This is a genomic window from Bordetella pseudohinzii (genome assembly GCF_000657795.2).
GTDB lineage: Bacteria > Pseudomonadota > Gammaproteobacteria > Burkholderiales > Burkholderiaceae_B > Bordetella > Bordetella pseudohinzii.
On sequence record NZ_JHEP02000018.1, the window covers coordinates 1 to 15,897 of the forward strand.

12 protein-coding genes and 1 pseudogene are annotated in these 15,897 nt (G+C 67.0%); 12 read left to right on the forward strand and 1 reads right to left on the reverse strand.

Translation table 11 applies throughout. From position 1 onward, the window contains the following. From L540_RS18795 to typA, 7 genes and pseudogenes are all read left to right on the forward strand, one after another. Positions 1-357: pseudogene (locus L540_RS18795) on the forward strand (23S rRNA pseudouridylate synthase B); the annotation flags it as partial. 431 nt (positions 358-788) lie between these two features. Next, the gene (gene rimP / locus L540_RS18800) at positions 789-1,268 is read left to right on the forward strand and encodes a ribosome maturation factor RimP (protein WP_043215532.1); all 480 of its coding nucleotides are present in this window, start codon (positions 789-791) and stop codon (positions 1,266-1,268) included. Then, entirely contained in the window at positions 1,265-2,743 is a 1,479-nt protein-coding gene (gene nusA, locus L540_RS18805; protein ID WP_043214598.1) for a transcription termination factor NusA, read from the forward strand. Before rimP ends, nusA begins: the two co-directional genes overlap by 4 nt. Positions 2,744-2,819: 76 nt before the next feature. Further along, on the forward strand, positions 2,820-5,903 hold the full coding sequence (gene infB / locus L540_RS18810) for a translation initiation factor IF-2 (protein ID WP_043214600.1): 3,084 nt from the start codon (positions 2,820-2,822) through the stop codon (positions 5,901-5,903). A gap of 30 nt (positions 5,904-5,933) precedes the next feature. Then, the gene (rbfA, locus tag L540_RS18815; protein WP_029579367.1) at positions 5,934-6,332 is read left to right on the forward strand and encodes a 30S ribosome-binding factor RbfA; all 399 of its coding nucleotides are present in this window, start codon (positions 5,934-5,936) and stop codon (positions 6,330-6,332) included. A gap of 41 nt (positions 6,333-6,373) precedes the next feature. Then, complete coding sequence (gene truB, locus L540_RS18820) at positions 6,374-7,108, forward strand: tRNA pseudouridine(55) synthase TruB (protein WP_043214602.1); 735 nt, start codon at positions 6,374-6,376, stop codon at positions 7,106-7,108. A gap of 16 nt (positions 7,109-7,124) precedes the next feature. Further along, on the forward strand, positions 7,125-8,945 hold the full coding sequence (gene typA, locus L540_RS18825) for a translational GTPase TypA (protein ID WP_043214606.1): 1,821 nt from the start codon (positions 7,125-7,127) through the stop codon (positions 8,943-8,945). Between the two features lie 119 nt (positions 8,946-9,064). Here the strand turns inward: typA and L540_RS18830 are convergent, their stop codons facing one another. Then, positions 9,065-10,660 (reverse strand): gamma-glutamyltransferase, encoded by a 1,596-nt coding sequence (locus tag L540_RS18830; RefSeq protein WP_043214608.1) that lies wholly within the window; start codon positions 10,658-10,660, stop codon positions 9,065-9,067. 35 nt (positions 10,661-10,695) lie between these two features. Here L540_RS18830 and L540_RS18835 point away from each other — a divergent pair, with 35 nt between their 5' ends. From L540_RS18835 to L540_RS18855, 5 genes are all read left to right on the forward strand, one after another. Further along, the gene (locus tag L540_RS18835) at positions 10,696-11,466 is read left to right on the forward strand and encodes a class I SAM-dependent methyltransferase (protein WP_043214610.1); all 771 of its coding nucleotides are present in this window, start codon (positions 10,696-10,698) and stop codon (positions 11,464-11,466) included. A gap of 79 nt (positions 11,467-11,545) precedes the next feature. Continuing rightward, on the forward strand, positions 11,546-12,295 hold the full coding sequence (locus tag L540_RS18840; RefSeq protein WP_043214612.1) for a GntR family transcriptional regulator: 750 nt from the start codon (positions 11,546-11,548) through the stop codon (positions 12,293-12,295). Then, a complete protein-coding gene (locus tag L540_RS18845) occupies positions 12,237-13,517 on the forward strand; it encodes a malonyl-CoA decarboxylase domain-containing protein (protein ID WP_165590434.1) in 1,281 nt (426 codons plus the stop codon). Before L540_RS18840 ends, L540_RS18845 begins: the two co-directional genes overlap by 59 nt. 3 nt (positions 13,518-13,520) lie before the next feature. Continuing rightward, positions 13,521-14,300: an enoyl-CoA hydratase/isomerase family protein gene (locus L540_RS18850; RefSeq protein WP_043214616.1), complete on the forward strand. Its 780-nt coding sequence runs from the start codon at positions 13,521-13,523 to the stop codon at positions 14,298-14,300. Positions 14,301-14,305: 5 nt separating this feature from the next. Then, positions 14,306-15,847, forward strand: a complete 1,542-nt coding sequence (locus L540_RS18855; protein ID WP_043214618.1) for a malonate--CoA ligase — start codon at positions 14,306-14,308, stop codon at positions 15,845-15,847. Positions 15,848-15,897: the final 50 nt, after the last annotated feature.

The following is a 15,897-nucleotide window of genomic DNA, read 5'->3' on the forward strand; positions in this document are numbered from 1 at the left end:
CGCGGGCAGGGCGCGGGCCAGTCCGGCGCGGCCAAGCCGGCCGGCGCGCGCGGCGGCAAACGGGCCGCTGGCGGCCGCGGCAAACCCGCGGCGAATGCGGCGGGCGGCGCGGCGGGCAAGCCCGCGGCCGGCAAGCCGGCGGGCGGCCGGTCGGCCAAACCGGCCGCGGCCGGTCCCAAGGCCGCCGGCAAGAATCCGGCCCGCGCCAAGAACGCGGCCAAGCCGGCTGGCGGCAATAAATCGCGCCCGCGCCGTGGCGGCGAGGCCCGTGGCGACGACTGGCAGCCCAAGGGCGCCGCGGCCCACGAATCCCGCCTGGGCTTTCTGGGCGGGCGCGGCGGACGCGGCGATCGTTGACCGCCTGTGGGGCGCGAACCACCATTGCCGGTGGGGCGCGTCCCTTTATCGCGTAAACCCTGGATGAATCAGGAAAATTTCCGGTTTATCTGGTAAAATCATTTGTTTCCTGGCGCGTCTTTACCGTAGTTGATCCGTGTTTGCCCTTAACCTGCTTGCCCCTTGAGGTGGCTGAGCAAGGCCTGGGGCAACTGGCGTTTGCGGAGTCCCAACACTGGGATTTCGGCAAAAAGGCAATCGAAAGAAAGACGAGCTACGCTATTGCACTCGGCCCTGGCCGGGAGTTGAGCCTGGCGGCGCCTGGCCGCGGGCAGTGGCGACAAAGGTCGCAGAGCGTTCGGTCTGCTAGGCCGTTTCCGCATGGGCGGGGACAGAGCCGGCAGTCCGGGCAACACGGTGGGCTGGGCATGCAGCCCATTTTTTTTGAGCGTATGGCAGATTTATTCGCACTGACCGAAGAAGCGTTGGCGGGCATGGGCATCGAACTGGTCGATGTCGAACGTGCCGCGCTGGGCTTGCTGCGCGTGACCATAGACCGCGAGGGAGGCGTTCGCATCGAAGATTGCGAACAGGTCTCCCGCCAATTGTCGCGCGTCTACGAGGTCGAGAACATCGATTACAAGCGTCTTGAAGTGGGCTCGCCCGGCGTTGACCGTCCCCTGCGTACCGAGGCGGAATTCCGCCGGTTCGCGGATGAGCGCGTCGAGATCAAGCTGCGCGAGGCGGTTGACGGGCGCAAAGTGTTTACCGGCATCCTGCGGCTGGCGGAACCATCTGCCGACGGCAAGACGGTGTTCGGTCTCGAATTTGAGGCAAAGAAGGACGATATTCAGGTACTGAGCTTCACGCTCGATGACATCGAGCGCGCCAAGCTGGATCCCGTTCTGGATTTCAAGGGCAAAAAGCGATGAGTCGCGAAATTCTTCTGTTGGTCGACGCTCTGGCGCGTGAAAAGAACGTGACACGTGAAGTCGTGTTCGGGGCGCTGGAAAGCGCGCTGGCTTCGGCCATGAAAAAGCGTTTCAAGGAAGACGCCGATATCCGCGTCTCGATCGATCGTGAAACGGGCAGCCATGAAGGCTTCCGTCGCTGGCTCGTGGTGCCTGACGAGGCCGGCCTGCAGGAGCCGGACAAGCAGGAGCTGCTGTCGGATGCGCGCGAGATTTCGCCCGACCTCCAGGAAGGCGATTACATCGAAGAGCCGCTGGAGCCGGTCGAGTTCGGCCGCATCGGCGCGCAGGCCGCCAAGCAGGCCATCCTGCAGAAGATCCGCGATGCCGAGCGCGAACAGGTGCTCAATGACTTCCTCGACCGTGGCGAGACCATCATCTCGGGCACGATCAAGCGCATGGACAAGGGCGATTGCATCGTCGAGACGGGCAAGATCGAGGCCCGCCTGCCGCGCATCGAGATGATCCCCAAGGAAAACCTCCGGGTGGGCGACCGTGTGCGCGCCTTCGTGCTGCGTGTCGATCACGCCGCCCGCGGCCAGCAGGTCATCCTGTCGCGCACTTCGCCCGAGTTCATCCGCCAGCTCTTCGAAAACGAAGTGCCCGAGATCGAGCAGGGCCTGCTCGAGATCAAGGCCGCCGCCCGCGACCCCGGCGTGCGCGCCAAGATCGCCGTGGTGGCCTACGACAAGCGCATCGACCCCATCGGCACCTGCGTGGGCATGCGCGGTTCGCGCGTGACCGCCGTGCGCAACGAGCTGGGCGGCGAGCAGGTCGACATCGTGCTGTGGTCGGAAGATCCGGCGCAGTTCGTGATCGGCGCGCTGGCCCCGGCCAATGTCGAGTCCATCGTGGTCGATGAAGACAAGCACGCCATGGATGTCGTGGTCGACGAAGAAAACCTGCCCAAGGCCATCGGCGCCAAGGGCCAGAACGTGCGTCTGGCCTCCGAGCTGACCGGCTGGCAGATCAACATCATGACGCCGGAAGAAAGCCTCAACCGCCAGGAGAACGAGCGTGCTTCGCTGCGCGCCACCTTCATGGACAAGCTGGATGTGGACGAAGAAGTCGCCGACATCCTGATCGACGAGGGCTTTACCGGCCTGGAAGAAATCGCCTATGTCCCCATGCAGGAACTGCTGGAGATCGAGGCTTTTGACGAAGATACGATCAACGAGCTGCGCGCCCGCGCCCGCAATGCCCTGCTTACCGAGGCCATTGCCCAGGAAGAACGCCTGGAAACCGCGCAGGACCTGCTCGAACTGGAAGGCATGACGCCCGAACTGGCCGCCAAGCTGGCCGAGCGCAACGTGCACACGCGGGATGACCTGGCCGAACTGGCGACCGACGAGCTGGCCGAGATTGCCGGCATGGACGAGAAGCAGGCCAGCGAGCTGATCATGCGTGCGCGCGCCCACTGGTTCGACGAGGAATGAGCGCGCCGCTGCCTGGCGTTGCTGGACCGCCCCGCGTTGGAATTTGTAAATAGCTGCAGATAGGGAAGAGAGCCTAATGTCGAGTAATACTGTCGCCCAGTTCGCTACCGAGCTGAAAATGCCTGCCAACGTGCTGCTGGAGCAGTTGCGTTCGGCTGGTGTTGACCTCAAATCGGTCGACGATGCCGTCACCGACAGCGACAAGGCGAAATTGCTCGACTCGCTGCGGCGCGCGCATGGGGCGACCGAAGGCAAGAAGATCACCCTCACGCGCCGCCAGACCTCCGAGATCCGCCAGGCGGACGCCACGGGGCGGTCGCGGACGATTCAGGTCGAAGTCCGTAAAAAGCGCGTCTTCGTCAAGCGCGATCCGGCCGAGCTGGCCGCGGAAGCCGCCGCCGATGCCAAGGCCGCCGCCGAACAGGCGGCCGCCGAGGCCGCGCAGGAGCCGGCCGACGCGCCGGTGACGGCGCCCGAGACCGCTCCTGTGGCCGAGGCGCCGCAGCTTGCCGCTCAGGCCGAGGCGCCCAAGACTGAAGCGCCCAAGACCGAAGCTCCCGAGGCGGACAAGCCCGAGGAGGCCGCGGCGGCCGAACCGGCGCCGCCGGCGCCCGAGCCGCAGGCCGCCGAATCCAGCAAGACCCCGGCGGCAGATGCCGCCACCGAAACCCCGGCTCCGGCGGAAACGCCGGCGCCTGCTCCCGCGGTCAAGGCTGAAGCAGAGCCCCAGTCCGCCCAACCCGCGGCTTCCCGCAAGCAATCCACGGCACAGCCGGTCGAGCCCGAAGCCAAGAAAGAATCTGTCGCCGCGCCCACGACTCAAGAAGCCGGGCCTGAATCCGTTGTGCAAGCTCAAACTGAAATAACTCCCAAGTCCTCGGCCCCGCTGGCCCAATCCGAATCCGCCCAGACCGCGCCCAAGGCCGACGCGGCGCGTCCGCAGGCCGTCGAGCGCCGCGTGGCCGCGCCCGCGGCCGCCGACCGCGCCCGCGAAGACGCGCGCCGCGCCGCGGAGGCCGAAGCGGCCGCCCTGCGCGAAATGCTCAACCGGCCGCGCAAGGTGCTGCGCGCTCCCGAGCCCGAGCAGGCGCCCGCCAGCAATACGGCCCTGTCCGGCACCCTGCATAAGCCGGCCGGCAAGAAAGACGCCGCTGGCGCGCCCAAGAAAGAGGGCGGCGCCAACAAGCCGGCTGTCGGCGCTGGCGGCAAGAAGACCATCAAGACGGCCGAGGTGTCCTCGACCTGGAGCGATGACGCTTCGCGCAAGAAGCCGGCCGACAAGGCGGCCGCCACGCCTGGCACCCGCGATGGCTGGCGTGCCGGCGGCAAGGGCGGCGGCAAGGGTGGCCGCGGCGGCCGCAATCAGCACAACGATCGCCGTCACGAGCCCGCGCCGCAGGAATTCATCGCGCGTGAAATCCACGTGCCGGAAACCATCTCCGTGGCCGATCTGGCGCACAAGATGTCCGTCAAGGCCGCCGAGGTCATCAAGCAATTGATGAAGCTGGGCCAGATGGTCACCATCAACCAGGTGCTGGACCAGGAAACCGCGATGATCGTCGTCGAGGAACTGGGCCACGTCGCGATCGCCGCCAAGCTGGACGATCCGGAAGCCTTCCTGGACGAAACCCCGGGCGCCGCCGAGGCCGAAGCCCTGCCGCGCGCGCCGGTCGTGACCGTCATGGGCCACGTCGACCACGGCAAGACCTCGCTGCTGGACTACATCCGCCGCGCCAAGGTCGCCGCGGGCGAAGCCGGCGGCATCACGCAGCACATCGGCGCCTATCACGTCGAAACCGATCGCGGCAGCGTGACCTTCCTGGATACCCCGGGCCACGAAGCCTTTACGGCCATGCGCGCCCGCGGCGCCAAGGCGACCGACATCGTGATCCTGGTCGTGGCCGCCGATGACGGCGTCATGCCGCAGACGCGCGAAGCCATCCACCATGCCAAGGCGGCCGGCGTGCCCCTGGTGGTGGCGGTCAACAAGATCGACAAGCCCGAAGCCAACCCGGACCGCGTCAAGCAGGAGCTGGTGGCCGAGGAAGTCGTGCCTGAAGAATACGGCGGCGACGTGCCCTTCGTGCCCGTGTCGGCCAAGACCGGCGCCGGCATCGACGAGCTGCTCGAAAACGTCCTGCTGCAGGCCGAGATCCTGGAGCTCAAGGCGCCGATCGATGCGCCCGCCAAGGGCCTGGTCATCGAAGCCCGCCTGGACAAGGGCCGTGGCCCGGTGGCCACCATCCTGGTGCAAAGCGGCACGCTCAAGCGTGGCGACGTCGTGCTGGCCGGAGCGAGCTTTGGCCGCGTGCGCGCCATGCTCGACGAGAACGGCAAGCAGATCCAGACCGCGGGTCCCTCGATTCCGGTCGAGATCCAGGGCCTGACCGAGGTGCCCGCCGCCGGCGACGAGCTGATTTCCCTGAGCGACGAGCGCAAGGCGCGCGAAATCGCCCTGTTCCGCCAAGGCAAGTTCCGCGACGTCAAGCTGGCTCGCCAGCAGGCCGCCAAGCTGGAGTCCATGTTCGACAACATGGGCGAAGGCACGCAGACCCTGCCGCTCATCGTCAAGACCGACGTGCAAGGTTCGCAGGAAGCCCTGGTGGCCGCGCTCACCAAGCTGTCGACCGACGAAGTGCGCGTGCAGGTGGTGCATGCCGCCGTGGGCGGCATCTCGGAAAGCGACGTCAATCTGGCGATCGCCTCCAATGCGGTGGTCATCGGCTTTAACGTCCGCGCCGACCAGAGCGCCAAGAAGCTGGCCGAAAACAACGGCATCGACCTGCGCTACTACAACATCATCTACGACGCCGTGGATGAGGTGAAGGCGGCCATGTCGGGCATGTTGGCGCCCGAGAAGAAAGAAGAGGTCATCGGCCAGGTCGAAGTGCGCGAGGTGTACACCATCTCCCGTATCGGCACGGTCGCCGGCTGCATGGTGCTCGACGGTGTGGTCCGCCGCGATTCCCAGGTCCGCCTGCTGCGCAACAACGTGGTCATCTGGACGGGGCAGCTCGATTCGCTGCGCCGCTTCAAGGACGACGTCAAGGAAGTCAAGTCGGGCTTCGATTGCGGCCTGACGCTGCGCGGCAGCAATGACCTGGAGGTGGGCGACCAGCTCGAAGTCTTTGAAATCAAGGAAATTGCGCGTACCCTGTAAAAAACAGGGCCCCGCGCGGGTTGTTGTTACATGAGCCGTCATAAGTCTAAATCCATCCCCGGCCGCAATCTGCGGCTGGCCGAACAGATCCAGAAGGATCTGGCCGGGATCATCCAGCGCGAGATCGACATGACCCGCGCTGGCCTGATCACGCTCTCCGGGGTGGAGCTGTCGGCCGACTACGCGCACGCCAAGGTGTTCTTCACGGTCTTGGGCGCCGAGCCCGAGACCGCCGCCGCCTTGCTGAACGAAAAGGCCGGCTGGCTGCATTCGCAGCTCTACAAGCTTTTGCATATCCATACGGTTCCCACGCTGCGTTTCGTTCACGATCCGCAGCTGGAGCGCGGCATCGAGATGTCGATGCTGATCGACCGCGCCAACCGCGGTCCGCAGTCGGGCGTCCCCGACGAGCCTGAAGACCAGTCCTGATCGGGCTGTCGTCGCTTTTTTCTCTGTTTCGGATCTCGACGATGGCTAAACGACGCGGGCAGCCGCTCGATGGTGTGTTGTTGCTGGACAAACCGGTGGGTTTGTCGAGCAATCACGCCTTGCAACGCGCCAAGCGCACGCTGGATGCGGCCAAGGCCGGCCATACCGGCACGCTGGACCCCTTCGCCACGGGCCTGCTCTTGTGCTGCATGGGCCGGGCGACCAAGATCTCCGGCGCCATGCTGGAGGCCGACAAGACCTACCGGGCCACCTTGCAGTTTGGCGAGGAGACCGATAGCGGCGACCTGACCGGCAATATCGTGGCGCGGGCCGAGCCCGGCTGGGATGGCGCCGACGAGGCGGCGCTGCGCGAAGTGCTGTCACGATTCCAGGGCAGCATCGAGCAGATCCCGCCGATGTATTCGGCGCTCAAGCGCGACGGCAAGCCGCTGTACGAGTATGCCCGCGCCGGCATCGAACTGGAACGCCCGCCTCGGCGGGTCACGATTTATCGCATCGAACTGCTGTCGTTTACAGGGCGCCAGGCGGAGATCGATGTGGCGTGCAGTAAAGGGACTTACATCCGCACCTTGGCCCAGGATATCGGGCGCGCGTTGGGGTGCTATGCCCACCTGGCGGCCTTGCGCCGCACCCAGGTCGGGCCGTTCTCCCTGGACCGCGCAATCACCCTGGATGCCCTGCAAGCGATGCCCGATCCCAAGGCGGCCTTGCTTGCGATCAATGAATTGCCGGCGGGTTTGCTGCCCGCCAACTGAACTTAAAGGACCTGCTATGACCCGCGCATTGCGCAACGTCGCCATCATCGCCCACGTGGACCACGGCAAGACGACCCTGGTCGACCAATTGCTGCGCCAATCCGGCACCTTCCGCGAAAACCAGGCGGTTGCTGAACGGGTCATGGACTCGAACGACCTGGAAAAAGAACGCGGCATCACGATTCTGGCCAAGAATTGCGCCGTCGAATACCAGGGCACCCACATCAACATCGTCGACACCCCGGGACACGCCGACTTCGGCGGCGAGGTCGAGCGCGTGCTGTCCATGGTCGATGGCGTGCTGCTGCTGGTCGACGCGGTGGAAGGCCCCATGCCGCAGACCATCTTCGTGACCCGCAAGGCGCTGGCCCTGGGCCTGAAGCCCATCGTCGTGGTCAACAAGATCGATCGTCCCGGCGCCCGTCCGGATTTCGTCATCAACGCCACTTTCGAACTGTTCGACAAGCTGGGCGCCACCGAAGAGCAGCTGGACTTCCCGGTGATCTACGCCTCGGGCCTGTCGGGCTACGCCGGCCTGAGCGAGGACGTGCGCAGCGGCGACATGCGCCCGCTGTTCGAAGCCATCCTGCAGCATGTGCCGCAGCGCGACGATGATCCCAACGGCCCGCTGCAGATGCAGATCATCTCGCTGGACTACAACAGCTACGTCGGCAAGATCGGCGTGGGCCGGGTCAACCGCGGGCGCATGCGCCCCGGCATGGACGTCGCCTTCCGCTTCGGCCCCGAAGGCCAGGTCCAGCGCGGCCGCATCAACCAGGTGCTGAAGTTCAGCGGCCTGGAGCGCGAGGTGGTCGAGGAGGCCGAAGCCGGCGACATCGTCCTGATCAACGGTATCGAAGATCTCAACATCGGCACGACCGTGACCGATCCGGGCACGCCCGAGGCGCTGCCCGTGCTGCGCATCGACGAGCCCACGCTGACCATGAACTTCATGGTCAACACCTCGCCGCTGGCCGGCCGCGAAGGCAAGTTCGTGACCAGCCGCCAGCTGCGCGACCGCCTGGACCGCGAACTCAAGTCCAACGTGGCGCTGCGCGTGCGCGACACCGGCGACGACACGGTGTTCGAAGTGTCGGGCCGTGGTGAACTGCACCTGACCATCCTGCTGGAAACCATGCGCCGCGAAGGCTATGAGCTGGCCGTCTCGCGTCCGCGCGTGGTGTTCAAGGACATCGACGGCGTGAAGTGCGAGCCTTTCGAAGCCCTGACGGTGGACGTCGAAGACGCGCACCAGGGCGGGGTGATGGAAGAGCTGGGCCGCCGCCGCGGCGACCTGCAGGACATGCAGCCCGATGGCCGCGGCCGCACCCGCCTGGAATACATCATTCCGGCGCGCGGCTTGATCGGCTTCCAGAACGAGTTCCTGACGCTCACCCGCGGCACGGGCCTGATGAGCCATACTTTCCACGAGTACGCGCCGGTGCGTGAAGGCTCGATCGGCGAGCGCCGCAATGGCGTGCTGATCAGCCAGGACAACGGCGACGCCGTGGCCTATGCCCTCTGGAAGCTGCAGGACCGCGGCCGCATGTTCGTGAGCCCCGGCGAGCCGCTGTACGAAGGCATGATCATCGGCATCCACAGCCGCGACAACGACCTGGTCGTCAATCCGATCAAGGGCAAGCAGCTGACCAACGTGCGCGCTTCGGGCACGGACGAGGCCGTGCGCCTGGTGCCGCCCATCCAGCTGACGCTGGAGTACGCGGTGGAATTCATCGATGACGATGAGCTGGTCGAGATCACGCCCAAGTCCATCCGCCTGCGCAAACGCCACCTGCAAGAGCACGAGCGCCGCCGCGCCGCCCGCGAAGGCGCATAAGCGCGCTCCGCGCGAGGGCCCAGTCCCCGAAGGCCCGGATCCGGCATCGCGCCGGGTCCGGGTTTTTTTTGCGGGCGCGCGGCGGCTCTCAGGCCGCGCTCAAGGGGAGGGAGCCTGGCTCAGGAAGGCTGGATCGGGCGGGCCTGATGTTCGGCCAGCGCCGCATCGCCCCAGGGCGACATGATTTCGGTGCAGCCCTGGTTGCCCCGGCCGTCGCGCAGCACGCCGCTGGGGCAGGCGTAGGCGAAGGGATAGACGCCGCGCCGGGCCTGGGCATGCGGAAAGCGGCCGGCCAGGGCGGCCAGCGTCAGTTCGCCCAGGGCCGGGTCGACGATCAGGGTGTCGGTGCTGGCGTCGATGCGGGGATGATGAAAGGCCTCTTCCAGCGACATGCCGTAGTCCATCAGGAAGGACGTGAGCTGCAGCACGGCGGGCAGGATCTTGCGTCCGCCGGAGGCGCCCAGGGCGAACAGGCGCTCGTCCTGGCGGCCCACGACGGGGCAGATATTCATCAGGCAGCGCTTGCCCGGCGCCAGCGAATTGGGTTTGCCGGGCTCGGGGTCGAACCACATGATGCCGTTGTTCAGCAGCATGCCGGCCGAGGGCGCGACGACGTGCGAACCGAAGGCCGACAGCAGGGTCTGGGTGACCGCGCACAGATTGCCGTGGCGGTCCACGATGCTGAAATGCGTGGTGCAGGCCGGCGAGCGCGGGTCCTCGTTGTCGCCCATGTTGCGGAAGCGCCACTGGTATTCGTCCAGCAGGACCTCGGCATAGCGCTCGAAGGCCTCCGGGCCGGGGCGGCCCTCGGGTCGCAGCAGGGTTTCGAGGCGGCCCAGGCAGCGGGCCAGGTTGGGGCCCGAGGTCATCTGGGGCGTGGCATAGACGGTGCCGCCCCGGTAGGGGATGGCCAGCGCATCGAGCCACTGGGCTTCATAGGATTGCAGATCGCTCAGGGCCAGGCGGCCGCCCAGGGCCTGGACGTCGGCGGCCAGCGCGCGGCCGATGTCGCCGCCATAGAGCGCCCGAGCGCCTTCATCGGCCAGCTGGCGCAGGGTCTGGGCCGCGCGCCGGAAGTCCAGCCGGTTGCTGGCCGTGGCCGTCCAGCCGCTGGCCTTGGGCCACCGGCCCTCGTCCAGGAAGAGGGCGGCGGCCGCGGGGTCGCGGGCCAGCCAGCGGGCCGAGCCGGCGATCATGAGCGTGGTGTACCAATCGATGAGCGGGCCTTCCTCGGCCAGGGTGATGGCGGCTTGCAGCGTATCGCGCCAGGGCAACCGGCCATAGGCCTGGTGCGCGGCGGCCATGCCGGCCACCGTGCCGGGCACGGCCACGGCGCTGGCGCCGCGGCAATTGCGGTCGTCCACCACGGCAGGCCAGGGAAAGAGATCGGCCGACACACTGCCATCGCCGGCCAGGGGATAGTCGGCCGGATCCAGGGCGGCGGGCGAACGCATGCCGAAATGCACCACCCGGGCCTGCTGCGTGTCGGCGCGATAGATGACCATGGCGCCGCCGCCCATGGGGCCGCTCATCCAGGGTTCGACCACGCCGGCGGCAAAAGACGTGGCCACGGCGGCGTCGACGGCGTCGCCTCCGGCGGCCAGGACGGCCGCGCCGGCCTCGGCGGCCTTGCGATGCTGGGCGGCGACGACACCGTCGGCGCTATGCAATACGACCTTGCGGGTGATCTGGGTGCTGGAAAAATTGTCGTGCACAATGGTCTCCTCCGGGCTATCGCTACAATGCCGCGATGTCGCGACGCAATCAACCCTCCATGCTTGACCAGCCCTCCCTGTCGGAAGCCGACGGCATTCGCTACCTGCACTTCGGCAGCGAATGGATACAGGGCGCCATGCGCATCAAGAATCCGGCCGAACTGGTGCTCGAATACACCGCGCAGATGATGGCCTGGCTGCTGTTCCTGGAGCCGCCGCGCGAGCAATCCATCGGCCTGCTGGGGCTGGGCGCGGGTTCGCTTGCGCGCTTCTGCCTGAAACACACGCGCAGCTCCCTGGACGTGGTGGAGTGGAATCCCCAGGTGACCGCCGTCTGCCAGATGTTCTTCAAGCTGCCCACGCCCGCGCGTCTGGCCGTGCACCATGAGGATGCCGCCGTCTGGGTGGCCGATCCCTTGAACGCGGGACGCTGCCCGGTGCTGATGGTGGATCTCTACGACGCCAAGGCCGAAGGACCGGTGCGCGACAGCGTGGGCTTTTACCGCGATTGCCGCCGGGTCCTGGGCGAGGTCGGGGTGCTGGTGGTCAACCTTTTCGGCCGCCACGAGAGCTTTGGCCGCAACATCGACAACCTGTCCAAGGCCTTCGACGATCGCATCATTCTCCTGCCCGAAATCGACGCGGGCAACCAGATCGTGCTGGCGTTTGCCGGCCCGCCGCTGGCGGTCACGCCCGCCGAGCTGCTGGCGCGGGCCGAGACGGTGGAGTCCCAGTACGGGCTGCCGGCCCGGCGCTGGGCCCGCTCGCTATCGCGCCATGCCGTCAATGGCACGCTTTATCTCTGATTTTTAAGGGTTTCTCCCGGGGCAGACAGCGCTTCTGGGACGGTTTACCATGGCTGTAATTATGAATTATGGATAGGCCATGGCTGCTCCCATCGTCCGCCAGGCGCTTTACCTGGAGGTCGCCGACCGTCTGCGCGACATGATCCGTTCGCATGCCCTGGCATCGGGGCAGTGGATAGACGAGGTGCGCCTGACGGAGCAGCTGGGCATTTCCCGCACCCCCTTGCGCGAAGCCCTGAAAGTGCTGGCCAACGAGGGCCTGGTGCGGCTGGAGCCGCGCCGCGGCAGCTTTGTCAACGAGCTGGCGGTCAGCGACCTGGAGCAGATATTCCCGCTCATGGCCATGCTGGAAGGGCGCTGCGCCTACGAGGCCGCCCAAAAGGCCACGGCGGCCGACCTGCAGGCGCTGGGCCCCTTGCACGAGAGCCTGCGCGAACAGGCCGCGGCCGGGCGCGTGGACGACTACTACGACACCAACTACCGCATCCATGTGGCGGTGCAGGCGCTGGCGGACAATCGCTGGCTCTCCGACATGGTGGACAAGCTGCGCAAGGTGGTCGGCCTGTTCCGGCACAAAAGCCTCGCGCTGCCGGGCCGCCTGCAGGAGTCCTGCGCCGAACACCTGGCGATCTATGCCGCCTTGCAGGCGCGGGATCCCGAAGGGGCCGAGGCGCTCACGCGCAAGCACCTGCTGCGGCAGATGGATGCCCTGCGCCGATTGGCGGCAATGCAGCCCAGCGGGGGGCTGCCCGATTCGGAGGATCAAGATCATGTCATCCCTGGACAGACCCATGTCCGCGCGCGTCGCGGAACCGCGCGAACCGGCTGATGAGGCCCCCGGCGGCAACAGCCTGATGGCGCGCCTGGGCCGCCTGCTGGAGCGCGACCGCCTGGCCGATACCGAGATCCTCGCGCTGTTCGAGGCGCGCGCCACCGATGTGCGCGCCAACAAACTGGCCGCCGCCTGGTGCGCGGCCTACCAGCAGGGCGATGGGGCGCGCCGCCGCGCGCTGCTCGCCGGCCTGGTGCGCGCGCACGCGCGTTTCAACCCCGCGGGCGAAGAAGCCGCGCGTTTGTTCAAACGCCTCAATGCCCAGCGCGAGGGCCTGCGCTTCCTGGTGGCGCTGCGCGCCGACATGCTGCGCTGGCGCAAGCAGGTGGCCGGCCTGCAGCCCCTGGAACAGGTGCTGGAAGGCCTGCTGTCGGCCTGGTTCGACGTGGGGCTGCTGGAGCTGCGCCCGCTGACCTGGGATTCGCCGGCATCGCTGCTGGAAAAGCTGATCAAGTACGAAGCCGTCCATGCCATCCAGTCCTGGGATGACCTGCGCCACCGCGTGGCGCCGGACCGCCGCTGCTATGCCTATTTCCACCCGCAGCTGCCGGATGTGCCGCTGATCTTCGTGGAGATCGCCTTCGATGCGCGCATGTCCGACAGCGTGCAATCGCTGCTCGATCCCCAGGCGCCCATGCAGGATCTGGGCCGGGCGCGCTGGGCCATTTTCTATTCCATTTCCAATACCCAGGAGGGCCTGCGCGGGATCAGCTTCGGCAATTTCCTGCTCAAGCGCGTGATCGAACGCCTCCTGCAGGAGCTGCCCCAGCTCAAGTCCTTCGCCACGCTGTCTCCCATACCGGGCTTTGCCGCCTGGCTGGCGCGCCTGAAGGGAGCCGAGGTCGAGCGCATCGTGCGCGGCGACCAGGACAGCGAGCACCGCGCGCCCGACGGACAGCGCTGGGTGGCGCGCCTGGGCCGCGCCGCGCGCGGCAAGCCTTCCGAAGCCTTGCGCCGGGCCGGCGTGAAACTGGCCGCCCATTATCTGCAGACCTTGAAGAACGACCAGCCGCTGGATCCGGTGGCGCGCTTTCATCTGGGCAATGGCGCCCGCCTCGAACGACTGAATTGGGCGGCCGATGTCTCCGACAAAGGCCTGGAGCAATCCTGCGGCATGATGGTCAACTACCTCTATGTGCTGGACGACCTGGACAGCAATCTGGCGCGCCTGCAGGACGGCAAGATCACGGCCAGCCGCGCCTTCGGACGGGTGGCATAGCGCATGGACGGCACCGTTGACTGGCGGCGGCAGGGCAGGGTGGCCTGGGTCGAGCTCGCCCATCCCGGGCGTCTGAACGCCATCACCGTGGCGATGTGGCAGCGCCTGCGCGAGGTTTTCGGCCAGATCGCGGCCGATCCTGGCGTGCATTGCGTGGTGCTGCGCGGCGCCGGGGGCAATTTCGCCGCTGGCGCCGATATCCGCGAGTTTCCGCGCGTGCGCGCCGGGCAGGCCGCGGTCATGCGCTATCACCGCGACATCCTGGCCCCGGCGCTGGCCGCCATCGCGGAGTGCCCCCAGCCCGTGGTGGCCGAGATCGATGGCGTCTGCGTGGGCGGCGGTCTGGAGATCGCCGCGCAGTGCGATATCCGCATCGCTTCGCCTCGGGCGCGCTTTGGCGCGCCCATCAACCGCCTGGGTTTTCCCATGGCGCCCGACGAAATGCAGGGCTTGCTGGCCCTGGCCGGCCGGGCGGCCACCGTCGCCCTGCTGCTGGAGGGCAGGATTTTCGATGCCGCCGAGGCGCTGCGGCTGGGCCTGCTGACGCGGGTGGCCGAGGACGGCGCGCTGGCGGGCACGGTCAAGGCCTCGGTCGAGGACATCCTGCGCGGCGCGCCGGATGCCGCGCGGCGCAACAAACGCCTGGCCCGCCGCCTGGCGCAGGGCACGCCCCTGAGCGAAGCGGAGTACTTCGAATTTTTCTCGTATGCCGACAGCCGCGATCATCAGGAGGGCGTGCGCGCCTTCCTGGCCGGCGAAAAAGCGCAATTTCATGGAGACTGAACACGGTGAGCAATGCCAATCTGTACGCCGTCCTGGCGTCGGGCTTTCCCAAGGACCGCAACAAGGTCGCGCTGGAGACGCCCGAACTGAAATACACCTGGAAGGACATCGACCAGGCCAGCGCCTGCCTGGCGAATCTGCTGACCTCGCTCAAGCTGCCCAAGGGCGCGCGGGTGGCCGTCCAGGTCGAGAAGTCCCCCGAGGCATTGCTGCTTTACCTGGCCACGCTGCGCGCGGGCTACGTCTACCTGCCGCTCAATACCGCCTATCGCGAATCGGAAGTCCAGTACTTCCTGGAGAATGCCGAGCCGGCCGTGGTGGTGTGCGCGAGCAAGAATCTTGATTGGGTCCGGCGCGTGGCCGATGCCGCCGGCACGCGCCATGTGTTCACGCTGGACGAAGATCGCCAGGGCACGCTGTTGACCGCCGCGGCCGGCATGCCGCGCAGCTTCCGGACCGTGGCGCGCCAGCCCGATGACCTGGCGGCCATCCTCTACACCTCGGGCACGACGGGCCGCAGCAAGGGCGCCATGCTGACGCACGGCAATCTGGCCGCCAATGCCCGGGTGCTGCATGACTACTGGGGCTGGCGCCAGGACGATGTGCTGCTGCACATGCTGCCCATCTTCCATGTGCATGGGCTGTTCGTCGCTTCGCACGGCGCCTTGCTGGCCGGCGCGCGCATGATCTGGCTGCCCAAGCTGGACCTGGAGCAGGCCTTGCACTACCTGCCGCAAAGCACGGTGATGATGGGCGTGCCGACCTATTACGTGCGCCTGTTGAGCGATGCGCGGTTCAACCGCGAGGTCTGCGCCAATATGCGTTTGTTCATCTCGGGCTCGGCGCCGCTGTTGACCGAGACCTTCAATGCCTTCCGCGAGCGCAGCGGCCACACCATCCTGGAGCGCTATGGCATGAGCGAGACGGTCATGCTGACCTCGAATCCCTATGCGGCGCAGCTGGGCGAGCGCCTGGGCGGCACGGTGGGCCGGGCCTTGCCTGGGGTGCAGGTGCGCGTGGTCGATGATCAGGGCCGGCCCCTGCCCGCGGGCGAGATCGGCAATATCCAGGTGCGCGGTCCCAATGTCTTCTCGGGCTATTGGCGCATGCCCGAGAAAACGCGCGAAGAGTTCACCGCCGATGGCTGGTTCAAGACCGGCGATGTGGGCCGCTGGGGCGGCGAGGCGGCGGCCGGCGCCGTGCCGGCGGACTATCTGTCCATCGTCGGGCGAAGCAAGGATTTGATCATCTCCGGCGGCTACAACGTCTACCCCAAGGAAATCGAAAGCGTGATCGACGACATGCCCGGGGTGGCCGAGTCCGCCGTGATCGGCGTGCCGCATCCGGACTTCGGCGAAGCGGTGGTGGCCGTGGTGGTGCCCAAGGCGCAGGCCAGGCTGGACACCGAGGCCATGCAGCAGGTCCTGAAGTCGCGCATCGCCAATTTCAAGGTGCCCAAGCGCATCCATGTCATCGAGCAGCTGCCCCGCAACACCATGGGCAAGGTGCAGAAGAACGTGCTGCGCGAGACCTATCAAGCCTTGTGATGTTTCTGCGAAGGGGGCGAGGCCCCCTTTTCCGATTTCTCTTTCCAGTC